22 protein-coding genes and 2 pseudogenes are annotated in these 24,918 nt (G+C 71.9%); 12 read left to right on the top strand and 12 right to left on the bottom strand.

The window, feature by feature from the left end; all coding sequences use genetic code 11:
* The 3 genes and pseudogenes from ABT288_RS39315 to ssd all read right to left on the bottom strand — a co-directional run.
* A pseudogene (locus ABT288_RS39315) lies at positions 1-437 on the bottom strand (type II secretion system F family protein); the annotation flags it as partial.
* 78 nt (positions 438-515) lie between these two features.
* Positions 516-1,706: a TadA family conjugal transfer-associated ATPase gene (locus tag ABT288_RS39320; RefSeq protein ID WP_351618630.1), complete on the bottom strand. Its 1,191-nt coding sequence runs from the start codon at positions 1,704-1,706 to the stop codon at positions 516-518.
* Positions 1,703-2,809 (bottom strand): septum site-determining protein Ssd, encoded by a 1,107-nt coding sequence (gene ssd / locus ABT288_RS39325; RefSeq protein WP_351618632.1) that lies wholly within the window; start codon positions 2,807-2,809, stop codon positions 1,703-1,705. Before ssd ends, ABT288_RS39320 begins: the two co-directional genes overlap by 4 nt.
* A gap of 593 nt (positions 2,810-3,402) precedes the next feature.
* Between ssd and ABT288_RS39330 the strand changes: the two genes are divergently transcribed.
* Positions 3,403-4,233, top strand: a complete 831-nt coding sequence (locus ABT288_RS39330; RefSeq protein WP_351618634.1) for an HAD family hydrolase — start codon at positions 3,403-3,405, stop codon at positions 4,231-4,233.
* Positions 4,234-4,567: 334 nt separating this feature from the next.
* On the opposite strand, the gene ABT288_RS39335 is transcribed toward ABT288_RS39330, so the two are convergent.
* Positions 4,568-5,392, bottom strand: a complete 825-nt coding sequence (locus tag ABT288_RS39335; RefSeq protein WP_351618636.1) for a Fic family protein — start codon at positions 5,390-5,392, stop codon at positions 4,568-4,570.
* Positions 5,393-5,493: 101 nt separating this feature from the next.
* Here ABT288_RS39335 and ABT288_RS39340 point away from each other — a divergent pair, with 101 nt between their 5' ends.
* Positions 5,494-6,486, top strand: coding sequence for an ATP-binding protein (locus ABT288_RS39340; RefSeq protein WP_351618639.1), 993 nt, complete (start codon positions 5,494-5,496; stop codon positions 6,484-6,486).
* An 81-nt stretch (positions 6,487-6,567) separates the two neighbouring features.
* Here ABT288_RS39340 and ABT288_RS39345 read toward each other — a convergent pair whose 3' ends face one another.
* Complete coding sequence (locus tag ABT288_RS39345; protein ID WP_351618642.1) at positions 6,568-7,833, bottom strand: polysaccharide deacetylase family protein; 1,266 nt, start codon at positions 7,831-7,833, stop codon at positions 6,568-6,570.
* A gap of 264 nt (positions 7,834-8,097) precedes the next feature.
* Here ABT288_RS39345 and ABT288_RS39350 point away from each other — a divergent pair, with 264 nt between their 5' ends.
* From ABT288_RS39350 to ABT288_RS39375, 6 genes are all read left to right on the top strand, one after another.
* A complete protein-coding gene (locus ABT288_RS39350; protein ID WP_351618644.1) occupies positions 8,098-10,638 on the top strand; it encodes a SulP family inorganic anion transporter in 2,541 nt (846 codons plus the stop codon).
* Positions 10,639-10,754: 116 nt separating this feature from the next.
* A complete protein-coding gene (acs, locus tag ABT288_RS39355) occupies positions 10,755-12,710 on the top strand; it encodes an acetate--CoA ligase (protein WP_351618647.1) in 1,956 nt (651 codons plus the stop codon).
* Positions 12,711-12,896: 186 nt separating this feature from the next.
* Positions 12,897-14,339, top strand: a complete 1,443-nt coding sequence (gene nhaA / locus ABT288_RS39360) for a Na+/H+ antiporter NhaA (protein WP_351618649.1) — start codon at positions 12,897-12,899, stop codon at positions 14,337-14,339.
* A gap of 139 nt (positions 14,340-14,478) precedes the next feature.
* Positions 14,479-14,967 carry a phage holin family protein gene (locus ABT288_RS39365; RefSeq protein WP_351618652.1) on the top strand — a complete coding sequence of 163 codons (489 nt, stop codon included), beginning with the start codon at positions 14,479-14,481 and terminating at the stop codon, positions 14,965-14,967.
* Positions 14,964-15,884, top strand: coding sequence for an alpha/beta fold hydrolase (locus ABT288_RS39370; protein ID WP_351618655.1), 921 nt, complete (start codon positions 14,964-14,966; stop codon positions 15,882-15,884). Before ABT288_RS39365 ends, ABT288_RS39370 begins: the two co-directional genes overlap by 4 nt.
* A gap of 170 nt (positions 15,885-16,054) precedes the next feature.
* The gene (locus ABT288_RS39375; protein WP_351618658.1) at positions 16,055-16,234 is read left to right on the top strand and encodes a hypothetical protein; all 180 of its coding nucleotides are present in this window, start codon (positions 16,055-16,057) and stop codon (positions 16,232-16,234) included.
* Positions 16,235-16,256: 22 nt separating this feature from the next.
* Here the strand turns inward: ABT288_RS39375 and ABT288_RS39380 are convergent, their stop codons facing one another.
* From ABT288_RS39380 to nth, 3 genes are read right to left on the bottom strand one after another with little or no spacing between them, the layout of a single operon-like run.
* Positions 16,257-17,456 (bottom strand): MarP family serine protease, encoded by a 1,200-nt coding sequence (locus tag ABT288_RS39380; RefSeq protein ID WP_351618661.1) that lies wholly within the window; start codon positions 17,454-17,456, stop codon positions 16,257-16,259.
* Positions 17,457-17,468: 12 nt separating this feature from the next.
* Complete coding sequence (locus ABT288_RS39385) at positions 17,469-18,164, bottom strand: NUDIX hydrolase (protein ID WP_351618664.1); 696 nt, start codon at positions 18,162-18,164, stop codon at positions 17,469-17,471.
* 54 nt (positions 18,165-18,218) lie between these two features.
* On the bottom strand, positions 18,219-19,265 hold the full coding sequence (gene nth / locus ABT288_RS39390) for an endonuclease III (protein WP_351618667.1): 1,047 nt from the start codon (positions 19,263-19,265) through the stop codon (positions 18,219-18,221).
* Positions 19,266-19,541: 276 nt separating this feature from the next.
* Here nth and ABT288_RS39395 point away from each other — a divergent pair, with 276 nt between their 5' ends.
* From ABT288_RS39395 to ABT288_RS39410, 4 genes and pseudogenes are all read left to right on the top strand, one after another.
* The gene (locus ABT288_RS39395; protein WP_351618669.1) at positions 19,542-20,216 is read left to right on the top strand and encodes a Crp/Fnr family transcriptional regulator; all 675 of its coding nucleotides are present in this window, start codon (positions 19,542-19,544) and stop codon (positions 20,214-20,216) included.
* Between the two features lie 132 nt (positions 20,217-20,348).
* Positions 20,349-21,173 (top strand): nucleotidyltransferase domain-containing protein, encoded by an 825-nt coding sequence (locus ABT288_RS39400; RefSeq protein WP_351618672.1) that lies wholly within the window; start codon positions 20,349-20,351, stop codon positions 21,171-21,173.
* A 124-nt stretch (positions 21,174-21,297) separates the two neighbouring features.
* Positions 21,298-22,227 (top strand): RNA polymerase sigma factor SigJ, encoded by a 930-nt coding sequence (sigJ, locus tag ABT288_RS39405; RefSeq protein WP_351618690.1) that lies wholly within the window; start codon positions 21,298-21,300, stop codon positions 22,225-22,227.
* Positions 22,191-22,496, top strand: a pseudogene (locus ABT288_RS39410) (SRPBCC family protein); the annotation flags it as partial. The gene sigJ and the pseudogene ABT288_RS39410, both read left to right, overlap by 37 nt.
* Here ABT288_RS39410 and ABT288_RS39415 read toward each other — a convergent pair.
* From ABT288_RS39415 to sp36, 4 genes are all read right to left on the bottom strand, one after another.
* Positions 22,493-23,323 (bottom strand): MBL fold metallo-hydrolase, encoded by an 831-nt coding sequence (locus ABT288_RS39415; protein ID WP_351618675.1) that lies wholly within the window; start codon positions 23,321-23,323, stop codon positions 22,493-22,495. The pseudogene ABT288_RS39410 and the gene ABT288_RS39415 overlap by 4 nt on opposite strands.
* Positions 23,320-24,213, bottom strand: a complete 894-nt coding sequence (locus ABT288_RS39420) for an NUDIX hydrolase (RefSeq protein WP_351618678.1) — start codon at positions 24,211-24,213, stop codon at positions 23,320-23,322. Before ABT288_RS39420 ends, ABT288_RS39415 begins: the two co-directional genes overlap by 4 nt.
* A 77-nt stretch (positions 24,214-24,290) precedes the next feature.
* Positions 24,291-24,755: a RidA family protein gene (locus ABT288_RS39425; RefSeq protein ID WP_351618680.1), complete on the bottom strand. Its 465-nt coding sequence runs from the start codon at positions 24,753-24,755 to the stop codon at positions 24,291-24,293.
* Positions 24,752-24,913 (bottom strand): Sp36 family protein, encoded by a 162-nt coding sequence (gene sp36 / locus ABT288_RS39430; protein WP_003975360.1) that lies wholly within the window; start codon positions 24,911-24,913, stop codon positions 24,752-24,754. Before sp36 ends, ABT288_RS39425 begins: the two co-directional genes overlap by 4 nt.
* Positions 24,914-24,918: the final 5 nt, after the last annotated feature.

A 24,918-nucleotide genomic window follows, 5' to 3' on the forward strand; every position in this document is an offset into this window, starting at 1 on the left:
GCCGCCTGCGCCTCGGCGATTCCGCAGGAGACCCGCGCCGCACGCAACAGCGCCTCGCCCGGCTGCCGTCCGGCGCGCACCTCCCCGGCGAGCGCCCCGCACAGGGCGATCACCGCGTCCGCCCGCCCCTCCCGGACCTGCCGGGCCTGCCGGGCCAGCCGCACCCGGCGCAGCACCGGCACCCCGGCCGCCCCCGCGACGACCGGAATCACCGAGGCCCCCAGCAGCCCCAGCAGCAGGCCGGCCGCCGGCGCCCACCACTCGACTCCCAACCGTCCGCGCAGCCTTCGCAGTTCCGTTAGGGCCCGGTCCCAGGAGGGTGGGCCGCTCGTCACCGCTCCGCCGCCCGCGAGCAGCAGTCGCGCCCGCCGCATTCCGTAGTGCCGCCCGCTCAGCAGCCAGGCCAGCGCGCCGAGACAGATCAGCGCCGCGCCCATGGACGTCTCACCGATCCCGCCGATCACTTCCGTCACCTCTCTCACTCGCCCTCTCGGTCGCTCTCTCGCCGGTCTGTCTCACTGAGCCTCGAACTCGTCATCCGCACCGAGCAGTTGGCGCAGCCGCTCCCAGCCCCGCTCCCGTACGAAGGCCCGCTCGCCCCGGCGCAGCGCCGGCACCGTCCGGACCAGCCCCGTGGCGTCCCGCTCCAGCACGTGCACCTCGGCGATCCGGCGCCGCCCGGACCGGTCCCGTACGAGGTGCAGGACCACGGAGAGCGCGGCCGCGAGCTGGCTGTGCAGCGCGGCCCGGTCGAGCCCGGCGGCCGTGGCCAAGGCCTCCAGGCGGGCGGGGACGTCTCCGGCGGCGTTGGCATGGACGGTGCAACAGCCGCCCTCATGGCCCGTGTTGAGGGCTGCGAGCAGGTGCACGACCTCGGGTCCGCGGACCTCTCCGACGACCAGCCGGTCGGGCCGCATCCGCAGCGCCTGCCGGACGAGGTCCTCCAGGGTGACCAGGCCCGCGCCCTCCTGGTTGGCGGGCCGGGTCTCCAGCCGGACGACATGCGGGTGGTCCGGGCGCAGTTCGGCCGAGTCCTCGGCGAGCACGATCCGCTCACCCGCCCCGACCAGCCCCAGCAGGGCGCTGAGCAGGGTCGTCTTGCCGCTTCCGGTGCCGCCGCTGACGAGGAAGGACAGCCGGGCCGTGAGCAGCGCCCGCAGGATGCGGTCGCCGCCGGGCGGCACCGTGCCTGCCTCGACCAGTTCCTCCAGCGTGAACGCCCGGGGCCGTACGACCCGCAGGGCCAGGCAGGTGCAGCCGACGGCGACCGGCGGCAGCACCGCGTGCAGGCGGGTGCCGTCGGGCAGCCGCGCGTCCGCCCACGGCCGGGCGTCGTCCAGCCGGCGTCCGGCCACCGCGGCCAGTCGCTGCGCGAGGCGTCGTACGGCCGCCGCGTCGGGGAAGGTCACCGGGGTCAGCTCCAGGCCGCCGCCGCGGTCGACCCACACCCGGTCGGGAGCGGACACCAGGACGTCGGTGACGTCCGGGTCGGCGAGCAGCGGCTCCAGGGGGCCGGTGCCGACGAGTTCGGACCTCAGCTGCCGGGCCGCGCCGAGGACTTCGGCGTCGCCGAGCACCCGGCCCTGTTCGCGCAGGGCCTGGGCCACGCGCGCGGGGGTGGGTTCCGCGCCGCTCTCGGCCAGCCGGCGCCGGACGCCGTCGAGCAGGGCCGCGCCGTCCGCGCGGTCGAGTCCGGGGAGGGTCATCGGCTGCCTCCGGCCTCGGCCAGCGCGCGCTCCCAGAAGTTCGTACAGAAGCGGGCGAGCGGGCCGCGTCCGGTCGCGCCAGGGGGTTTCGCGCCGCCCCGCGGGCCCAGCAGCGGCGGGTCGACCGGTACCTCGCCGGCCAGCGGCAGGCCGAGCAACCGAGCCACCTCCTGGTCGTCCAGGCCCGGCGCGTACGGCCCGCGTACCACCACGCGCAGGTCGCGGACGACCATGCCGACGGCGGAGGCGACCCGACCGGCGGCCGCGACCGCACGCAGTTCGGCGGGGACGACGAGCAGTGCCAGGTCGAGCTGGGCGAGGACTTCGGCGACCCCATCGTCGAGGCGGCGGGGCAGGTCCACCACGACCGTGCCACCGCGTCGGCGGGCCGCGGCGAGGACCGCGCGCACCGCCTGCGGCGGGACGGCGACGCAGTCCCCGCGGTCCCAGCTCAGCACGCGCAGGGAGTGCAATTCGGGCAGCGACCCCTCCAGGGCGCCGCCGCCGACGCGGCCGCGCGAGGCGGCGAAGGCGGGCCAGCGCAGTCCGTCGACGCTCTCGCCGCCGAGGAGTACGTCGAGTCCGCCGCCGAGCGGATCGGCGTCCACGAGGAGGGTGCGCAGTCCCTCGCGCGCGGAGGTGACGGCGAGCGCGCACGCGAGCGTGGAAGCGCCGGCCCCGCCCCGGCCGCCGATCACCCCGACGGTGAGGGCCGGGCGGCCGACTCCCTCGGCGACGTCGGCGATGCGGTCGACCAGCCACTGCTCGCCGTCGGGAAGCATCAGGACGTGGTCGGCACCGATCTCCACGGCGCGTTTCCACACCCCCGGGTCGTCCTGGTCACGGCCGACCAGCACCACTCCGCGCCGGCGCGTGGCCCCGCCGACCCGGCGGACGGCGTCGTCGCCGACCAGCACCAGCGGGGCCAGCTCCCAGCCGTCGCCGTGTTCGGGGACGCCGTGGTGGACCTCGGGTGTGGCGCCGGCGGCCGCGCACAGGCGCAGCAGGTCGTCCAGGAGTTCGGCGTCCTCGGTGACGATGAGCGGCCTGCCCGGCCGGTCCGGGGAGCCGGGCGGCGGGTCGTGGGTGACGGCTGCGGTCACGGGTGTTCCCCCTTCGCTGCGTGGGCCGCGCAGCCCCTGCGGCCACGCGATTCCCAAAGGTGTGAAGAACCGGCAAGCGGCCCCCCATATGCACGGCCGACAGAAACCGGCCATAGGCGCTCCGGCAATCGGAACCGGCCATGAACTCGCCGTGGCCGAGCGCGCTGGAATCACGGTGCAGCGGTCCGCGAAATCATGTGGATCTTGGTCGAAAACTGTGGACAAGTCAGGGGCTGTGAATATCGCCGTCACCCATACCGGTGACCTCTGTACCGATCCCTGTGCGACTTCCACAGAGCAGCGCGGCGATTACCCGGAGTAACGGATCACGGGCGCGCCGAAGCGGCGGCCGTGGCGGTGCCGTACCGACCCCGCGGTCGCGTGAACAATGAGGAGGAGGGTAGAAAACCCATCCGGACATGCGACGACCCCCGCCGGGGGGGAGAGCGGGGGTCGTCCCCACGGCCGACTCGGGGGGGGAGGAGTCGGACCGGGTTAGCACGGTCGCGAACGATCCGTGACTTCCATGGTGTACCCGAGAGCCCTCTCAGGCAAACCCACACGCCCCACCTTACGCCGAATGGTGGGCGCCTATGCTCAGGGGCGTGGAAAACCACTCCTTGCCCCGCGCGGCAGCCTTCTTTGACCTGGACAAGACGGTCATTGCGAAGTCGAGCACGCTCACCTTCAGCAAGTCCTTCTACCAAGGCGGGCTGATCAACCGCAGGGCCGCACTGCGCACCGCATATGCCCAGTTCGTCTTCCTGGCCGGCGGCCTGGATCACGACCAGATGGAGCGCATGCGCGAGTATCTGTCCACCCTGTGCCGCGGCTGGAACGTGCAGCAGGTGCGGGAGATCGTCGCCGAGACCCTGCACGACCTGATCGATCCGATCATCTACGACGAGGCCGCCTCCCTCATCGAGGAGCACCACACGGCCGGCCGGGACGTGGTGATCGTGTCGACCTCGGGCGCCGAGGTGGTCGAGCCCGTCGGCGAACTGCTCGGCGCCGACCGGGTGGTGGCCACCCGCATGGTCGTCGGCGAGGACGGCTGCTTCACCGGGGAGGTGGAGTACTACGCCTACGGCCCGACCAAGGCCGAGGCGATCCGGGAGCTGGCCGCGTCCGAGGGCTACGACCTCGACCGCTGCTACGCCTACAGCGACTCGGTGACCGATCTGCCCATGCTCCAAGCGGTCGGATACCCGCACGCGGTGAACCCGGACCGTGCCCTGCGTCGCGAGGCACTCGCGCGCGGGTGGCCGGTTCTGGAGTTCCGCCGGCCGGTCCCGCTGAAGAAGCGGCTGCCCTCGTTCTCCGTCCCGCCCCGCCCGGCGCTGGTCGCGGCGGCGGCCATAGGAGCGGCGGCCGCGACCGCCGGCCTCGTCTGGTACACCAGCCGGCGCCGGAGCACCGCCTGACCCGCGCCCGTTTCACTCCCGTTTGATACGGAAAGTAAAGAACCACAGGCAGGGGTTCCGCTTCCTCCCGGCTCGCGGTACAAAGACCTTAGGCCCGCGAGACCACAGGACATCCGAGAGGATCACCTACCACTACGCAGTTGGCCCACGGACCTCGCATGAACACCGGGCACCCACGCGACGTCGACCCGTCGATTACGGGCCAGCAGCACCAGGTGACGGGCAAAGTCCCCGACCTGATGGGCACATATCGAGGACGCTTGGTAACCCGGTGAGCGTGCCAGCGGCGGTACGAGACGACTCGTACCGCCGCAACCGTTTCAGGGACCGCTTCTCAGGCCGCTCCGCGCTGCAGCGCCTCGCACACCGCCGTCGACTCGCGCGCACCCAGTTCGATCGCCCGGCCGCAGTGCGCGATCCAGGCCGCCATGCCCTCGGGGGTGCCGGAGACGTATCCGTCCAGCGCCGCCAGATAGGAGGCGCGGCCCAGTTCGGCGTGGCCGACCTCGGCCGGGCAGATCGCCTTCGGGTCCAGGCCGCTGCCGATCAGCACGATCCGCTCGGCCGCGCGCGCGACCAGTCCGTTGTGGGACGCGAAGGGCCGTAGCGCGAGCAGCTCGCCGTGCACCACGGCGGCCGTGACCAGCGCGGGCGCGGACGACCCGGCGATGATCAGGTCCGCGAGCCCCTCCAGTCGGCCGGAGACCTCCGCCGCGTCCGGCAGCGGCAGCTCGAGCAGCGGTTCGTCCACCGTCTCGCCGGCCTGGCGCGGCCTGCCGACCTCGTCGTCGTTGCTCGCCGCGGCCACCAGGTGCAGCCGGGCCAGCACCCTGAGAGGCGACTGCCGCCAGATGGACAGCAGCTGCCCCGCCTCCGCCGACAGCCTGAGGGCCGCGCCCATGACGCGCGCCTCGGCATCGCCGCCGAAGTCGGTACGCCGCCGTACCTCCTCCAGGGCCCAGTCGGCCCCGGACAGCGCCGCGGAGCCGCGGGCAGCGCGCAGGGCCGCCTCGGAGGTGATCTCGGCGCTGCGGCGCCGCATGATCCGGTGCCCGTAGACCCGGTCCACGGCCTTGCGCACGGATTCCACGGAGTCGGCCACGCCGGGCAGCGAGCCCAGGGCCGCGAGCGGGTCGGCGTTCGCGCCTGTCGTACTCATGAGTACGACACTACGCACCCCGTCGGCCGACCCCTCGAAGGAGTGGTCTTCTTCACTTCCGCCTGACACGTACAGCTATGGACCGACTACGCTTGGTGAACATGAAAATTGCTTTCGTCGGGAAGGGCGGCAGCGGCAAGACCACGCTCTCCTCCCTCTTCATCCGCCACCTCGTGGCGGCCGGCGCCCCGGTGGTCGCCATCGACGCGGACATCAACCAGCACCTCGGGCCCGCACTCGGTCTCGACGAGGCGGAGGCCGCCGCGCTGCCCGCCATGGGCGAACGGCTGCCGCTGATCAAGGACCATCTGCGCGGCAGCAACCCGCGCATCGCCTCCGCCGCCACGATGATCAAGACGACCCCGCCCGGCGAGGGCTCGCGGCTGGTCCGGGTGCGGGAGCCGAATCCGGTCTACGACGCCTGCGCACGGCCGGTGGAACTCGATGGCGGCGCCGTCCGTTTGATGGTCACGGGCCCCTTCACGGACGCCGACCTGGGGGTCGCCTGCTACCACTCCAAGACGGGAGCGGTGGAGCTGTTCCTGAACCACCTCGTCGACGGCCCCGACGAGTACGTGGTGGTCGACATGACCGCCGGTTCGGACTCCTTCGCCTCCGGCATGTTCACCCGCTTCGACATGACGTTCCTCGTCGCCGAGCCGACCCGGAAGGGGGTCTCCGTCTATCGCCAGTACAAGGAGTACGCCCGCGACTTCGGCGTGGCCCTGAAGGTCGTCGGCAACAAGATCCAGGAACAGGACGACATCGACTTCCTGCGCGCGGAGGTCGGGGACGACCTGCTCGTGACCTTCGGCCGCTCGGACTGGGTGCGCGCCATGGAGAAGGGCCGGCCGCCCCGTTTCGATCTGCTGGAGGAGGCCAACGCCCGCGCCCTGCACACCCTGCAAGCCGCCACCGACGCCACCTACGAGCTGCGGGACTGGGAGCGCTACACGCGCCAGATGGTGCACTTCCACCTGAAGAACGCCGAAGCGTGGGGCAACGAGCGGACCGGGGCCGATCTGGCGGCGCAGGTCGACCCCGCCTTCGTGCTCGGCGAAAGCCTCGGCACGGAGGTCACAACCGCCGTGTGACACCTACGGCTTCGTGTGGCACTTGCGGCTTCGTGTGACGGCTATGGCCTACGGGCGGCGCCTACGACCTACGGGTGACGCCTACCGCGTGACCGCCGGCGCCCCGGGCACGCCCTTGGGCGCCGGGGCCGGGCGGCCGGAGAGGAAGGTCGCCCAGCCCTGCCGGGGTACCTCACCCACCTCCAGGGTGCGCAGCCTCTCCAGGGTCTTCGGGTCCTGGGCGTCCAGCCAGTCGACCAGCTGATGGAAGGAGACACAACGCACGTCGGGCTTGTTGCACACCTCCCTCACGGTGTCCTCGACGGCACGCATGTAGGTGCCGCCGTTCCAGGACTCGAAGTGGTTGCCGATGATCAGCGGGGCGCGGTTGCCGTCGTAGGCCCGGTAGAAGCCCTTGATCAGGCCGTCTCGCATCTGGTCGCCCCAGTAGTCGAACTTGTCCGGGTCGCCCTGGGTCTTGGTGCCGGACTGGTTGACCATGAAGTTGTAGTCCATGGTCAGCTGCTCAAAGGTGTGCCCGGGGAAGGGCACCAGTTGCATCGACAGGTCCCACAGGCCGTCCTTCTTCTTGGGCCAGACCTGGTTGTTCACCCCGCTGGAGTCATAGCGGAAGCCCAGCTGGCGAGCCGCCTTCATGAAGTTCTTCTGGCCCTCCAGGCAGGGGGTGCGGGCGCCGATCAGCTCCTTGTCGTAGTCGAAGGGCAGCGGGGCCGACCCCTTCATGCCGGTGTTGGTCTTCCAGGTCTTCACGAACTGCTTGGCCTGGGCGATCTCGCTCTTCCACTCGTCCACCGACCAGGTGCCGACCCCGCCGTCGGGCCCGCAGAAGTGGCCATTGAAGTGCGTGCCGATCTCATTGCCCTCGAGCCAGGCCAGCCGGGCCTGCTTGACGGTGTCGGCGATGCCCTTCTCGTCGTTGAAGCCGATGTCGGAGCTGCCCGGCTCATGCTGCGGCGGCTTGTACAGCTCGCGCTTCTCCTTCGGCAGCATGTACACACCGCTGAGGAAGTACGTCATGGTCGCGTGGTTCTCCTTGGCGACCTCGCGGAAGTGCGAGAACAGCTTCTGGCTGTCCTCGCCCGCGCCGTCCCAGGAGAACACGACGAACTGCGGGGGCTTCTGACCCGGCTTCAGCCGCTCGGGCCCGGGCAGATGCGGCTGAGAGCCGGTGTAGGCGGTGGATCCGTCACCGATCAGCCGGAGCACGCTCTGGGGCGCCGGGGCCGCCTTCTGCGGGCCGGGCGCTCCTTCCTTCGAACCGTGGGCGCCGGTCGCGCAACCGGCGAGCGACGAGGCACAGGCCGCGGCGACCATGGCGCCGACGGCGATCCTCTGGGTGGCGGCCATGTTCCGCCCACCTTCTTCCTTCTCTCAGGCAAAGGCCGACGAGGGCCGTTTTCTGGTGATGTGCCGGGCTTGGACCGGCAGTGCGGCCAAGGTCGCATGAGCCCGAGAAGGAATTAGTACGACAAGCCGATCAAATGATTAGTTCACCCATGCAAGGGATTGACTGGTCCATTTGCCACGAAAAGTTATGCATGTCCTTTGCGGAGGTTTACGGTTCCTTTACCAAGCGTTGCTCCATCCCGCCGCCCCGGAGGAGACGGGACCATGTCTGCCTGCGCACCCCCGCACACCCAGCGCCCACACCCGGACCCGCACCCGCCGCACGGCCCACCGCCGAGCCGCCGGCCCCGCTCCCCCGTGGCGGGCGCCGACCTGTCGGCGGCCGTCGCGGTCTTCCTGATCGCTCTGCCCCTGTCCCTCGGCATCGCCCTGGCCACCGGTGCCCCGCTCCAGGCCGGCCTCGTCGCCGCCGCCGTGGGCGGAATCGTCGCCGGCCGGCTCGGCGGCTGCCCGCTCCAGGTCAGCGGCCCGGCCGCCGGACTCACGGTGGTCACCGCCGACCTGATCCACCGCTACGGCTGGCGGGCGACCTGCGGCATCACCGTCCTCGCCGGAGCCGCCCAACTCGGCCTCGGCTGCCTGCGGGTGGCACGCGGCGCGCTCGCGGTCAGCCCGGCGGTGGTGCACGGCATGCTCGCCGGTATCGGCATCACCATCGCCGTCGCCCAGCTGCACATCGTCCTCGGCGGCAGCCCCGACAGCTCCGTCCTCACCAACCTGCGGGCGCTGCCCGCGCAGCTGGCCCACCTGCATCCGGCCGCCGTCTCGATGAGCGCGCTGACGCTCGCCCTGCTGCTGGCCCTGCTGCTGGCCTGGCCACGCCTGCCCGGCCGCGCCGGCCGGATGCTCGGACGCGTACCGGCCGCCCTCGTCGCCGTCGCCGGGGCCACCGCCACGGCGGCCCTCACCGGCCTGGCCCTGCCCAGAGCCGACCTGCCGTCCTGGCGCAGTCACGCCCTGGCCGGGCTGCCCGAGGGCCCGGTGCTGGGCCTGGCCGCCGCCGTGCTCACCACCACCCTGGTGTGCAGCGTGCAGTCGCTGCTCGGCGCGGTGGCCGTGGACAAGCTGGTCGCGGCCCGACCCGACCCGCTCCCTCGGGCCGGCCGCTCCCACCTGGACCGGGAGCTGCTGGGCCAGGGCGCCGCCAACGTGGTCTCCGGGGCACTCGGCGGACTGCCGGTGGCCGGGGTGGCCGTGCGCAGTACCGCCAATGTGAACTCGGGTGCCGTGAGCCGGAACTCCACGATGCTGCACGGCGTTCTCGTAGTAGTCGCCGCGCTGCTGATGGTCCCGGCCCTGGAGGAGATCCCGCTCGCCTCCCTCGCCGCCCTGGTCATGGCCATCGGTATCCAGATGGTGTCCCTGCACCACATCCGCACGGTGACGCGCCACCGCGAAGTGCCGGTCTACGCCGCGACCACACTCGGCGTGGTGCTCCTCGGCGTCCTGCAGGGCGTGCTCCTCGGGGTCGCCGTGGCGGTCGCCGTCGCCCTGCACCGCCTCGCCCGCACCCGCATCACCCATGACGAGAAGGGGGAAGTCCATTACGTAAGGATCCGAGGTCAGTTGACCTTCCTCGCGGTGCCCCGGCTCAGCCGGTTCCTGCATCTCGTACCCCAAGGCGCCCACGCCGTCGTGGAGTTGGACGGTTCGTTCATGGACCACGCGGCGTACGAGTCACTGCAGGACTGGCGCAGCTCCCACACCGCGCGCGGCGGTACGGCCGAACTGCCGGGCCGACGCGGCGGAATCGGGATCGCCGAGCCGCCCCCGACCACCGAGCCGAGCCCAACCGCAAAGCAAACCGCGCCCACCGATGCGCCCCAGACCGCCGGGCCAACCCCGTACGCCGGACCGGCCCTTACCGCCGGGCCAACCCCGTACGCCGGACCGACCCCTGCCGCCACGCAGACCCCGCCTACCGGACCGAGCCCCTCCACTTCCACCGGGCCCGCCCCGTCCGCCGCCTGCCGGTGCCGGCCCTGGACGCCCTGGCGCACTCACCAGGCCTGCTTCCCGGAGGCCGTCGCCGCCCCCGACGGACGGGAGGCCGGACATGAACTGGTCAGTGGGATCGGCTCGTTCCAGCGCAACACCGCACCGCTGGTGCGGGAGGAGCTGGCGCGGCTCGCCCGGGAGGGCCAGCGGCCCGCGCAGCTCTTCCTCACCTGTGCGGACTCCCGGCTCGTCACGTCGATGATCACCGCCAGTGGTCCCGGCGACCTGTTCGTCGTCCGCAACATCGGCAACCTGGTGCCGATGCCGGGCGAGGAGCACGGCGACGAGTCGGTGGCGGCCGCCGTCGAGTACGCCGTGGACGTACTGAAGGTGCGGTCCATCACGGTGTGCGGGCACTCCGGGTGCGGGGCGATGCAGGCGCTGCTGAGCGCCGGGCCCGGGGGTACTGCGACGCCGCTGAGGCGGTGGCTCCGGCACGGCCTACCGAGCCTGGCCCGGATGGCCGACGACCGGCGCACCCGGCCACGGCTGGCCGGGCGGGCACCAGCCGACACGGTGGAGCAGCTGTGCCTGACCAACGTGGTCCAGCAGCTGGAGCACCTGCGGGCGCACGCCCCGGTGGCCCGGGCGTTGGCCGGGGGCCGGCTGGCGCTGCACGGGATGTACTTCCACGTGGGCGAGGCGCAGGCGTATCTGCTCGGTCGAAGCGGGACGGTGTTCGAGGACGTGAGAGAGGGCGGGAGAGAGGACGGGAGCGCTACGGAAGAGTTGCGCAGTCCGTTGTGAACGATCACCCCGAGACAGGTCTAAACCAATTTGGCCGCGGACTCTTGTCACCGGACCCCCGCGTCTGATGAGCTGTGGCCTGGGACACAACGGACACCCTTCGAAAGGGAGATGTCGTGAGTAACGAAAGCCTGGCCAACCTGCTCAAGGAAGAACGCAGGTTCGCGCCCCCCGCCGACCTGGCCGCGCATGCCAACGTCACCGCGGAGGCGTATGCACAGGCCAAGGCTGACAGGCTCGGCTTCTGGGCCGAGCAGGCCCGTCGGCTGACCTGGGCCAAGGAACCGACCGAGACGCTGGACTGGTCGAACCCGCCGTTCGCGAAGTGGTTCAAGGACGGCGAGTTGAACGTCGCCTACAACTGCGTGGACCGGCATGTGGAGGCAGGGCACGGGGACCGTGTCGCCATCCACTTCGAGGGCGAGCCCGGCGACAGCCGCTCGATCACCTACGCCGAGCTGAAGGACGAGGTCTCCAAGGCGGCCAACGCCCTGCTGGAGCTGGGCGTCCGCAAGGGCGACCGGATCGCCATCTACATGCCGATGATCCCGGAGACCGCGATCGCGATGCTGGCCTCGGCCCGGATCGGCGCCGCGCACTCGGTCGTCTTCGGCGGCTTCTCGGCGGACGCGCTCGCCACCCGCATCCAGGACGCGGACGCCAAGGTCGTCATCACCGCCGACGGCGGCTACCGGCGGGGCAAGCCGTCCGCCCTCAAGCCCGCCGTGGACGAGGCGATCGGCAAGGTCGACAACGTCGAGCACGTGCTCGTGGTGCGCCGTACCGGCCAGGACGTGGCGTGGACCGAGGGCCGGGACGTGTGGTGGCACGAGCTCGTCGAGCGGCAGTCCGCCGAGCACACCCCGGAGGCGTTCGAGGCGGAACACCCGCTGTTCATCCTCTACACCTCCGGCACGACCGGGAAGCCGAAGGGCATCCTGCACACCTCCGGCGGCTACCTCACCCAGACGGCGTACACCCACTGGGCGGTCTTCGACCTCAAGCCGGAGACGGACGTGTACTGGTGCACGGCCGACGTCGGCTGGGTCACCGGCCACTCGTACATCGTGTACGGCCCGCTGGCCAACGGCGCGACCCAGGTCATGTACGAGGGCACGCCGGACACCCCGCACCAGGGCCGGTTCTGGGAGATCGTGCAGAAGTACAAGGTCACGATCCTCTACACGGCGCCGACGGCGATCCGGACGTTCATGAAGTGGGGCGACGACATCCCCGCCAAGTTCGACCTGTCCTCCCTGCGCGTCCTCGGCTCGGTCGGCGAGCCCATCAACCCCGAGGCGTGGATCTGGTACCGCAAGAACATCGGCGCGGACGCCACGCCCGTGGTGGACACCTGGTGGCAGACCGAGACCGGCGCGATGATGATCTCGCCGCTGCCCGGCGTCACCACCGCCAAGCCCGGCTCCGCGCAGACGCCGTTGCCCGGCATCAGCGCGACCGTCGTCGACGACGAGGCGAACGAGGTGCCCGACGGCGGCGGTGGCTACCTGGTGCTGACCGAGCCGTGGCCGTCGATGCTGCGCACCATCTGGGGCGACGACCAGCGGTTCATCGACACCTACTGGTCCCGCTTCGAGGGCAGGTACTTCGCCGGTGACGGCGCGAAGAAGGACGACGACGGCGACATCTGGCTGCTGGGCCGGGTCGACGACGTGATGCTCGTGTCCGGGCACAACATCTCCACCACCGAGGTGGAGTCGGCGCTCGTCTCCCACCCCTCGGTCGCCGAGGCGGCCGTCGTCGGTGCCGCCGACGAGACCACCGGCCAGGCGATCGTCGCGTTCGTGATCCTGCGCGGTACGGCCGCGGAGACCGAGGCGCTCGTCGGCGAGCTGCGCGACCACGTGGGCGCCACGCTCGGCCCGATCGCCAAGCCCAAGCGGATCCTGCCGGTGGCCGAGCTGCCCAAGACCCGCTCCGGCAAGATCATGCGCCGTCTGCTGCGGGACGTGGCCGAGAACCGCCAGCTCGGTGACGTCACCACGCTGACCGACAGCACGGTCATGGACCTCATCCAGGCCAAGCTGCCTGCGGCGTCCAGCGAGGACTAGGCGCAACGACGGCAAGGGCGCCCGGTGATGACACCGGGCGCCCTTTTTCGTTCGTCTCACTAACCTCTGGCGTCAAAATACAGTAAAATGGCGACTTCAGGGTGTGCCGGGAAGTCTGGTCGGCGACGCCGTCGGCGACCCCGCGCGACGGCGTGATCATCGCCGTACGACCCGGAGGTCCCCGCCGTGGCCGCGCCCAGCACCCGTAAAGCCCCCCGGAAGGCACTCGGACGCCTCTCCCTGCCCGAGCGGGCCTTCGTCGTGGACGCGCTGCGGACCGAGACCGTCGGCGGTGTCCTGCTGCTGCTCGCCGCCGTGACGGCGCTGATCTGGGCGAACGTCCCCGCCCTGCACCACAGCTACGAGTCCGTCAGCCACTTCCGCCTCGGCCCCGGCGCGCTCGGCCTGGACCTCTCGGTGGCGCACTGGGCCGCCGACGGCCTCCTCGCGGTGTTCTTCTTCGTCGCCGGCATCGAGCTCAAGCGCGAGCTGGTCGCCGGGGACCTGCGCGACCCCGCAGCGGCCGTCCTGCCCGTGGTGGCCGCGCTGTGCGGCATGGCCGTACCCGCGCTCGTCTACACCCTCACCAACCTCACCGGGCACGGCTCGGCACAGGGCTGGGCGGTGCCCACCGCCACCGACATCGCCTTCGCGCTCGCCGTCCTCGCGGTCATCGGCACCTCCCTCCCCAGCACCCTGCGCGCCTTCCTGCTCACCCTCGCCGTGGTCGACGACCTCTTCGCGATCCTGATCATCGCGGTCTTCTTCACCGACCGGCTGAACTTCGCCGCGCTCGGCGGGGCCGCCGCCGCACTGGCGGTCTTCTGGCTGCTGCTGCGCAAGGGCGTACGCGGCTGGTACGTGTACGTGCCGCTCGCCGTGGTGATCTGGGCGCTGATGTACAACAGCGGCGTGCACGCGACCATCGCCGGTGTGGCGATGGGCCTGATGCTGCGCTGCACCACCCACGAGGGTGAGCAGCACTCGCCGGGAGAGCACATCGAGCACCTGGTGCGGCCCCTGTCCGCCGGGCTCGCCGTGCCGATGTTCGCGCTGTTCAGCGCCGGGGTGACGGTCTCCGGCGGGGCGCTCGGGGACGTGTTCACCAAGCCGCAGACGCTCGGCGTGGTGCTCGGGCTGCTCGTCGGCAAGGCACTCGGCATCTTCGGCGGCACCTGGCTGACCGTCCGCTTCACCCGCGCCTCCCTCAGCGAGGACCTCGCCTGGGCCGACGTCTTCGCGGTGGCCACCCTCGCCGGCATCGGCTTCACCGTCTCCCTGCTCATCGGCGAACTCGCCTTCGCCGGCGACCCCCTCCTCACCGACGAGGTCAAGGCGGCCGTCCTCACCGGATCGCTCCTCGCGGCGCTGTGCGCGACGGTGCTGCTGAAGATGCGCAACGCCCGTTACCGCAGGCTGTGCGAGGAGGAGGAGCGCGACGAGGACCTCGACGGCATCCCGGACGTCTACGAGCAGGACGAGCCGGCCTACCACCTGCGCATGGCCGAGATCCACGAGCGCAAGGCCGCCGAACACCGGCGGATCGCCGCCGAGAAGAGCGCCGCGGCGCGCCACGGGCTTCAGGAAGTGCCGGGCGGGGCAGGCGAGGAGGACGACCGTCGGGCATGATCTGACGAGACGGTACAAAACAAGACGGCCACACGAGCGGGCCCGCCGGCCGCGTACGACAGCGCTACGACGGCAGTACGACAGCGGTACGACGGCACGGCACGCCCACGGCACGAGAGACCTCGCAAGGGAGAACGCGATGAGCGCACCCGACGGCAGCCCGGTCGGCGCCGAACGCAGCATCGGCCAGCTGTTCGCCTCGGCGACGACCGAATTGTCGGCGCTGGTGCACGACGAGATCGCCCTGGCCAAGGCCCAGCTGAAGCAGGACGTGAGGCGCGGCGCGGTCAGCGGCGGCGCGTTCTCGATGGCGGGCATGGTGCTGCTGTTCTCCCTGCCGATGCTCAACTTCGCCCTCGCCTACGGCATCCGGACCTGGAGCGGCTGGAACCTGGCGATCTGCTTCGTGCTGTCCTTCGCGGCCAACGTGCTGGTCGCCGGTCTCCTCGCACTGATCGGCACAGTGTTCGCGAAGAAGGCCAAGAAGAGCCAGGGTCCGCAGAAGGTGGCCGCCTCGGTGAAGGAGACGGCGGGCGTGCTGCAGAACGCCAAGCCGCACCCGCGCGCGGAGCTGCCCGAGGACCGGGCCCCCGCGGCCATCGAGACTGTGGCACGCTCGTCGTCATGACGGACCCCGCCCCCTCGGTCGTACGGATCGAAGGTCCCTGGACCCACAAGGACGTCGCCGCCAACGGCGCGCGCTTCCACATCGCCGAGCTCGGCGACGGCCCCCTGGTCCTGCTGCTGCACGGCTTCCCGCAGTTCTGGTGGACCTGGCGGCACCAGCTGGTCGCGCTCGCGGACGCGGGCTACCGGGCGGTGGCGATGGACCTGCGGGGCGTCGGCGGCAGTGACCGCACGCCCCGCGGGTACGACCCGGCCAACCTCGCGCTCGACGTCACCGGCGTGATCCGCTCGCTCGGCGAACCGGACGCGGCGCTGGTCGGCCACGACCTGGGCGGCTATCTGGCGTGGACGGCGGCGGCGATGCGGCCCAAGCTCGTACGGCGGCTCGCGGTCGTCTCGATGCCGCATCCGCGGCGCTGGCGCGCGGCGATGCTGCGGGACGCCCGGCAGACGGCCGCCAACTCCTACATCTGGGGTTTCCAGCGGCCGTGGCTTCCGGAGCGTCAACTCGCCGCGGACGGCGGTGCCTTGGCGGGCCGGCTGATCCGGGAGTGGTCCGGGCCGCAGCCGCCGGAGGAGGCGGCGGTGGAGACCTATCAGCGGGCCATGTGCATCCCGTCGACGGCGCACTGCTCGATCGAGCCGTACCGCTGGCTGGTGCGCTCGCTGGCCCGCCCGGACGGCATCCAGTTCAACCGCAGGATGAAGCGGCCGGTGCGGGTGCCCACGCTCCATCTGCACGGCTCGCTGGACCCGGTGACACGTACCCGCAGCGCGGCGGGATCGGGCGAGTACGTCGAAGCGCCGTACCGCTGGCGCCTGTTCGACGGCCTCGGCCACTTCCCGCACGAGGAGGACCCCGCCGCCTTCTCCACGGAGCTCGTCAACTGGCTGAAGGATCCCGAGCCGGACCGGTGACGGTCACCCGTACCGGTGACGGACACCGGTGACCGTGCGGTGACGGTTCGATGCGTGGAGTATCCGGTTCCTGGACAGTTGTCCCTCGAACGGCCACATGCCTGCCGCATACGCCAATTGGGCGGCGCTCAGGCGGTTATCGACCATCGGGCAGGGGCACACGTCGGGGTATGGGCTGGACGCACGACTACAGTGACGCACCCCGCAACCGCCGCTCCGCCGCCGGTGTGGGCGCGCCTCAGCGAGGCAACCCGCAACTCGCCGAAGGGGACCTCCGCGTGGGGATCCCGCGCATCCTGCGCCGCCGGGCCCGCTGGGTCTCGGTGCGTCTGCGCCACCCGCGCGGCTGAACGGCGCCCCGGCCGGCGGGGCTCACAGTGCGCAGCTGTCCGTACCGACCTGCTCGTTCGCCGTACGTCCCCGCTGGATGTCGGGCTGGATCTCGTCCGCCGTGAGGGCGTAACCGGTCTGGGCGTCGTCGAGGGACTTGGCGAACACCACGCCGTAGACGTGGCCGTCCGGGGTGAGCAGCGGGCCGCCCGAGTTGCCCTGGCGGACGGTGGTGTACAGCGAGTAGACGTCGCGGCGGACGGTGCCGCGGTGGTAGATGTCCGGGCCGTTGGCCGTGATGCGCCCGCGCACGCGCGCGGCGCGCACGTCGTACGAGCCGTTCTCCGGGAAGCCCGCGACGATCGCGCCGTCGCCGCCGGCCGCGTCCTGCCCGGAGAACCGCAGGGCGCTCGCCTTCAGGTCGGGTACGTCGAGCACGGCGATGTCGCGCTTCCAGTCGTACAGGACCACCTTGGCGTCGTACTTGCGGCCCTCGCCGCCTATCTGCACGGTGGGCGCGTCGACGCCGCCCACGACGTGTGCGTTGGTCATGACCCGGCGGCCCGCGAAGACGAAGCCGGTGCCCTCCAGGACCTTGCCGCAGCTCTGGGCGGTGCCGGTGACCTTGACGATCGAGCGCTGGGCGCGCACGGCGACCGGGCTGTTCGCGAGGGCCGGGTCGGGCGGCTGGACGTCCTTGATCGGCTCGTTGGCGAACGGGCTGAAGACCTGCGGGAAGCCGTTCTGCGCGAGCACGGAGGAGAAGTCCGCGAACCAGGTGTCGGCCTGCGCGGGCAGCGCCCGGGAGACGCCGAGCAGCACCTTGGAGCCGCGGACCTCCCTGCCGAGCGTCGGCAGGGTGGTGCCGGCCAGGGCGGATCCGATCAGCCAGGCCACCAGCAGCATGGCGACGACGTTGACCAGGGCGCCGCCCGTGGCGTCCAGGGCGCGGGCCGGGGACCAGGTGATGTACCGGCGCAGCTTGTTGCCCAGGTGGGTGGTCAGGGCCTGGCCGACGGAGGCGCAGACGATGACGACGACCACGGCGACCACGGCGGCGGTGGTACCGACGTCCGCGTTGCCGGTCACGGCGTCCCAGATCACGGGCAGCGTGTACACGGCGACTAGGCCGCCGCCCAGGAACCCGATCACCGACAGGATGCCGACGACGAAGCCCTGGCGGTAGCCCACGACCGCGAACCAGACGGCCGCGACCAGCAACAGGATGTCCAGCACGTTCACGGGATCACCCTGTCATGACCGCCAGTCGAGTGGGACCTTCTTCTCTCGGTCCCAGGGGCGCTCCCAGCCCGCGAAATGCAGCAGACGGTCGATCACCCCGGCCGTGAAACCCCACACCAGGGCCGATTCGACCAGAAATGCGGGGCCTCGATGGCCGCTGGGGTGGACGGTGGTGGCGCGGTTCGCGGGGTCCGTGAGATCCGCCACGGGGACCGTGAAGACCCGCGCCGTCTCGTTCGGATCGACGACGCCCACCGGGCTGGGCTCGCGCCACCAGCCGAGCACGGGCGTGACGACGAAACCGCTGACCGGGATGTACAGCGCGGGCAGCACACCGAAGAGCTGGACGCCGGAGGGGTCCAGGCCGGTCTCCTCCTCGGCCTCGCGCAGTGCGGCCCTGAGCGGCCCGTCGGTGTGCGGATCGCCGTCCCCGGGGTCGAGCGCGCCGCCGGGGAAGGACGGCTGACCGGCGTGCGAGCGCAGGGAGCCGGCGCGCTCCATCAGCAGCAGCTCCGGGCCGCGCTCGCCCTCGCCGAACAGGATCAGCACGGCCGACTTGCGGCCCGAGCCGTTCTCCGGCGGCAGGAAGCGGCTCAGCTGGAGCGGCTCGATGGTCTCGACGGCCCGCACCACGGGCGCCAGCCACTCGGGCAGCCCCTCCTTGCTGAGTGTCACCGCGCCGCCCCGCGTCTCACTGGCCCTCGCCATCGCCACCCCCGTCGCTCTGCCTGTCCAACGCACGGGGACCCCGAGATCGTTCCGTCACGCGGCCCCCAGTGGCGGAGCCGGCCTGCCGCCCGCGTCGAGGTAGGCCTGCGGGGGCTTCAGCCGCTGGCCGGGGAAGCCGCCCTTCTCGTACTTCAGGAGCTTGCTCGCCTTCTCCGGGTCGGTCTCGCCCTCGCCGTAGGCCGGGCAGAGCGGGGCGATCGGGCAGGCGCCGCAGGCGGGCTTGCGGGCGTGGCAGATACGGCGGCCGTGCCAGATCACATGGTGCGACAGGTCGGTCCACTCGCTCTTCGGGAACAGCGCGCCGACGGCCGCCTCGATCTTGTCCGGGTCGCTCTCCTCGGTCCACCGCCAGCGGCGCACGAGCCGCTGGAAGTGTGTGTCCACGGTGATTCCCGGTCGCCCGAAGGCGTTGCCGAGCACGACGAAGGCGGTCTTGCGGCCGACGCCGGGCAGCTTGACCAGGTCCTCCAGCCTGCCGGGCACCTCGCCGCCGAAGTCCTCCGCGAGGGCCTTGGAGAGCCCCATGACGGACTTGGTCTTCATCCGGAAGAACCCGCAGGGGCGCAGGATCTCCTCGACCTCCTCCGGGTTGGCGGCGGCCAGGTCCTCGGGGGTCGGGTACTTCGCGAAGAGCGCCGGGGTCGTCTGGTTGACGCGCAGGTCGGTGGTCTGGGCCGACAGCACCGTGGCGACCAGCAGCTGGAAGGGGTTGTCGAAGTCCAGCTCGGGGTGGGCGTACGGGTACACCTCGGCGAGCTCGCGGTTGATGCGGCGGGCGCGGCGGACCAGGGCGGTCCGGGACTCGTCCGCCGGCGGCTTCACGGCGACCTTCTTGACGGGCGCCGCCTTCTTCACGGCCACGGCCTTCCCCGTCGCCACGACCTTCTCGGCGGGGGCGACCTGCTTGACCGAGAGCGCCTTCTTCGCCGAGGCCGCCTTCTTGGCCGGCCCGGCTTTCTTGACCGGCGTGGCTTTCTTGGCCGAGGCCGCCTTCTTGCCCGGCGTCGCCTTCTTGCTCGGCGCGGCCTTTTTTGCCGTTTTTCCGGTTTTCTTACTGCCGCCGGAGCCCTGTTCGCCCACGGCGGAATCGCGACGTACTACCACCCGCTAAGCCCCCTTGGCCTGTGCTCTCACCGGCGATTTGGACACCCGGCCAGCCTAGAGCCCGGCACCGACATCCGCCCCGGACCCGGTGGATCGGCCCCCGATTGGACCCCTGACGCTTACCTCGGGACACCTGTGCGGCATCCTTGTGACAGATCACACTGTTTGGACCGTCCGGCAAAATGGGGAACACGGTCCCCTGGCACTCGGGGGAGCAAGATCCCCTGAGCAGGTCGACAAGGAGAGAACTCAGTGGACGACGTTCTGCGGCGCAACCCGCTCTTCGCGGCTCTCGACGACGAGCAGGCCGCGGAGCTTCGCGCCTCGATGAGTGAGGTGACCCTCGCACGCGGCGACTCCCTGTTCCACGAGGGCGACCCCGGGGACCGGCTGTACGTCGTCATCGAGGGCAAGGTCAAGCTGCACCGCACCTCCCCCGACGGCCGCGAGAACATGCTCGCCGTCGTCGGCCCCGGCGAGCTGATCGGCGAGCTGGCCCTCTTCGACCCGGGCCCCCGTACGGCGACCGCGACCGCCCTGACCGAGGTCAAGCTGCTCGGTCTCGGCCACGGCGACCTCCAGCCCTGGCTGAACGCCCGCCCCGAGGTGGCCGGCGCCCTGCTGCGCGCCGTCGCCCGCCGTCTGCGCAAGACCAACGACGCCATGTCCGACCTGGTCTTCTCCGACGTCCCCGGCCGCGTGGCGCGCGCCCTGCTGGACCTCTCCCGCCGCTTCGGCGTGCAGTCCGAGGAGGGCATCCACGTCGTCCACGACCTCACCCAGGAGGAGCTGGCCCAGCTGGTCGGCGCCTCGCGCGAGACCGTGAACAAGGCCCTGGCGGACTTCGCCCAGCGCGGGTGGCTCCGCCTGGAGGCGCGGGCGGTCATCCTGCTGGACGTGGAGAGGCTGGCCAAGCGCTCGCGCTGACGCCAGGCCGTACGACCCCGGGGTCCGCTTCCCGCGAACCGGGCCCCGCTGTCGTTGCCGCGGATGGCTGCCGATGCCCGCCGCGCCGGAAAACGCGCCGCACAGCCGCCTCACAGACGGCATGGTTGCCCCATGGCTGAAACGATCCGCCGGCCCGGACTCGACGACCAGGGCTGCATCGCGCGCGAAGGCTCCCTCGCGCGCGTGCCCGGCGTTTTCCGCCCCGTCGTGGCCGTGGCGCGCGACGGGCTGCTGGAGCTCTTCGGGACCCGGCTGCACAGCGCCTACCTGTACGGGTCGATCCCGCGCGGCACCGCGCGGGAGGGCCTGAGCGACCTGGACCTGCTCGTCGCACTCCGGGACGAGCCGGCCGACGCCGACCGGGACGCCGTACGGGCGCTCGGTGAGGCGGTGGACAAGGAGTTCCCGCAGATCGACGGCGTCGGCACACTGCTGTACGGCAGGGACCGGCTGCTGAGCGACCTGGAGCGGTACGACCTCGGCTGGTTCGTCGCCTGTCTGTGCACCCCGCTGCTCGGTGAGGACCTCGCCGAGTACCTGCCGCGGTACCGCCCCGACTCCCTGCTCGCCCGCGAGACCAACGGCGACCTGGCACTGTGGCTGCCCCGCTGGCGGAAGCGGATCGCGGACGCCGAGGACACCGAGGAGGCCCGGAGCCCCCTCGTGCGCTTCATGTCCCGGCATCTCGTGCGCACCGGCTTCACCCTGGTCATGCCCCGCTGGAACGGCTGGACCAGCGATCTGCACGAGATGGCCGAGGTGTGCGGCACCTACTACCCCGAGCGGGCCGCACAGCTGCGTGCGGCGGCGCGGCACGGCCAGGAACCCGTCGGCGATCCGGAGCTGCTGCGGTCGTACGTGGACGACCTCGGACCCTGGCTCGCCGACGAGTACGCGCGCGTGCACGGCGTGAAAGCCCCGCGACCGGAGGAGTGACGCCGGAGGACGGACGAAGGACCACCCGAGGCCCTGCTGTGAGGCGGGTCACAGCGCGGGACTGTCACGCTGTGCCGATCCCGAGTGCCTCAGTGCCGTCCGACGAGAGGAGCCGGGGCTGCCCCTGGCCGAGGACGCCTTCACCGAGCACCGTCCGCTGCTGTCCACCATCGCCTACGAGATGCTGGGCAGCGCCGCCGACGCCGAGGACGTGCTGCAGGAGAGCTACCTGCGCCGGCGGGAGGTCGATCCGGCCACGGTCGGCCACGCGCGCGCGTACCTGGTCCGTACGGTGACCCGGCAGGCGCTCAACCACCTGCGCGCGGTCAGGACCCGGCGCGAGGAGTACGTCGGCGCGTGGCTGCCGGAGCCGATCCGCACGCAGCCCGAGGTCGGCGAGGACGTCGTTCTGGCCGAGTCGGTGTCGATGGCCGTGCTGCTGGTCCTGGAGACGCTGAACCCGACCGAACGCGCGGTGTTCGTCCTGCACGACGTGTTCGGCTACCCCCACGGTGAGATCGCCGCAGCGATCGGCAAGGCCGAGGGCACCGTCCGGCAGATCGCGCACCGCGCGCGCGGCCACGTCCACGCGCGGCGCCGCCGCTTCGAGCCCGGCTCCGCCGCCACCGGGGAGATCGTCGAGCGGATTCTGCGGTCGGCCGCGGGCGGTGACGTGCAGGCACTGATGGATGTGCTCGCGCCCGATGTCGTGGTGATCTCCGACGGCGGCGGAAAAGCCGTCGCCGCCCGCCGTGCGGTCACCGGTCCCGAGGACGTCGCCCGGTTCGTCCTCGGCGTGTACCGCACCGGCGCGGCGGCCGCCCGGGTGGAACCGGCCCGCTACAACGGCATGCCCGCGGCCCGGTTCCTCACCGGCGGCGCGCTGGACCGGCTGGTGGCCTTCGAGATCCGGGATGGACGGATCACCGGCCTGTACGGCATCCGCAACCCGGACAAGCTGGATCGCGCCGACGTGGTGCGCCCGCTCGGCAGAGGAGCACGCAACACAGGAGCACCTACGGCGTCGGCGCGATCCGCAGCCACCTGTGGCTGATCGGCTGGTTCCGGGAGCGCATCACCCGATACGAGCCGCCGTACGTCACGGAGTACGTCGTGGAGCGCAGCGTGCCGCCCGCCCGGCACGAGCTCGGCCGTATGACGTTCACCGAGGCGGACGGCGGCACCCTGGTCCGGTGGACCACCCGGGCGGAGATCCCGCTGCCCCTGCTCGGCCCCGCCCTCACCCGGTTCCTGGCCCGCCCGGTGATCACGCGCACCTTCGGCAACATCCTCGACGCCGCCGAGAAGGCGCTCGCCGGCTAGATCAGGCCGTGCTCTCCCAGGTAGTCCAGCTGGGCCCGTACCGACAGCTCCGCCGCAGGCCACAGCGAGCGGTCCACGTCGGCGTACACGTGGGCGACGACCTGGGCCGGGGTGCGGTAGCCGTCCTCGACCGCCGTCTCCACCTGGGCGAGCCGGTGGGCGCGGTGGGCGAGGTAGAACTCGACGGCTCCCTGGGCGTCCTCCAGGACCGGCCCGTGGCCCGGCAGGACGGTGTGCACGCCGTCGTCCACGGTCAGGGACCGCAGCCGGCGCAGGGAGTCCAGATAGTCACCCAGACGGCCGTCCGGGTGCGCCACGACCGTCGTACCGCGCCCCAGGATGGTGTCACCGGTCAGTACGGCCCGGTCGGCCGGGAGATGGAAGCACAGCGAGTCCGCGGTGTGCCCGGGCGTCGGTACGACCCTCAGCTCCAGGCCGCCCACAGTGATCACGTCACCGGCGGCCAGGCCCTCATCACCCAGGCGCAGCGCCGGATCGAGGGCACGCACGCGCGTGCCGGTCAGTTCCGCGAACCGGGCGGCGCCCTCGGCGTGGTCGGGGTGGCCGTGGGTGAGCAGGGTGAGGGCTATGCGCCTGCCGGCCTTCTCGGCGGTGTCGACGACGGTACGCAGATGGCCCTCGTCCAGCGGGCCCGGGTCGATCACCACGGCGAGATCGGAGTCGGGCTCGGCGACGATCCAGGTGTTGGTGCCGTCCAGGGTCATCGCGGAGGCGTTGGGCGCGAGGACGTTGACGGCCCGTTCGGTGGCGGGGCCGGACAGCACGTGGCCGCGGGGCTGGCCCGGCAGCGTGCTTGCGTCGGTCATGCGGGGCCTCCACCCGTCGTCTCGGCCGTCGTCGGAGCCGTCGGAATGTGCTTCGTGAACTCCTCGTGCCCCGGCCAGGACAGGACAATCTCGCCGTCCTGGAGGCGGGCGCGGGCCAGCACCGGTGTCATGTCGCGCCCGGGGGCCGCCGCGAGCGTCTCGGCGGCGGTGGCGTGCGGCAGCAGCTGGCGCAGGGTGGCGATGGTGGGCGGCATCATCAGCAGCTCGCCCTTGTCGTAGCGGGCGGCGGCCTCCGCGGGGCGGATCCACACCGTGCGGTCGGCCTCCGTGGAGGCGTTCCGGGTGCGCTGGCCCTCGGGCAGGGCGGCCACGAAGAACCAGGTGTCGTAGCGGCGGGCCTCGAACTCCGGGGTGATCCAGCGGGTCCACGCGCCCAGGAGGTCCGAGCGCAGCACCAGACCGCGGCGGTGAAGGAACTCGGCGAAGGACAGCTCGCGCGCGACCAGCGCGGCCCGGTCCGCCTCCCAGTCCTCCCCGGTGGTGTCGCCGACGACCGACTCCGCGTCGGGGCCGGCGAGCAGGACGCCGGCCTCCTCGTACGTCTCCCGTACGGCCGCGCAGACGATCGCCTGGGCGCCCGGCTCGTCGACGCCGAGCCGCTCGGCCCACCACGCGCGCGTGGGGCCCGCCCAGCGCACCAGACGCTCGTCGTCGCGCGGGTCGACACCGCCCCCGGGATACGCGTACGCGCCTCCGGCGAAGGCCATGGAGGCGCGTCTGCGCAGCATGTGGACCGCGGGGCCGTCCGGTGTGTCCTTCAGGAGCAGCACCGTGGCCGCACGCCGGGGGGACACCGGGGTGAGGGCGCCGTCCGCGAGCGCGCGGATGCGGTCCGGCCACTCCGGGGGGTACCACTGACCGTTCGCCATGGGCGGAGGCTATCCCGTGTAGGGCGAATGTTCGAGAGGTGCCCGAGGTCAGAGGCGTTCCGGTGGGTTCCGGTGGGTCACTGGGCGAGTTCCACCTGGATCTCGACCTCCACCGGCGCGTCCAGCGGCAGCACCGCGACGCCGACCGCGCTGCGGGCGTGCACGCCCTTGTCGCCGAGGACCTCGCCGAGCAGTTCGCTGGCGCCGTTGACGACACCGGGCTGCCCGGTGAAGTCGGACGCCGAGGCGACGAACCCGAGGACCTTCACCACGCGCGCGATGCGGTCCAGGTCGCCGACCACGGACTTCACGGCGGCCAGCGCGTTCAGCGCGCAGGTGCGGGCCAGGTCCTTGGCCTCCTCCGCCGTGACCTCGGCGCCGACCTTGCCGGTGACCGGAAGCTTGCCCTCGACCATCGGCAGCTGGCCGGAGGTGTAGACGTACAGACCGGACTGCACGGCCGGCTGGTACGCGGCCAGCGGCGGTACGACCTCCGGCAGGGTCAGGCCCAGTTCGGCCAGCCTGGCCTCGACCGCGCTCATGCCTGCTTCTCCCGCTTCAGGTAGGCCACGAGCTGCTCCGGGTTGTTGGGCCCGGGCACGACCTGGACGAGCTCCCAGCCGTCCTCGCCCCAGGTGTCCAGAATCTGCTTCGTGGCATGGACGAGCAGCGGCACGGTTGCGTATTCCCACTTGGTCATGGGGC

It is taken from the genome of Streptomyces sp. NPDC001093, assembly GCF_040298985.1.
Classification (GTDB): Bacteria; Actinomycetota; Actinomycetes; order Streptomycetales; family Streptomycetaceae; genus Streptomyces.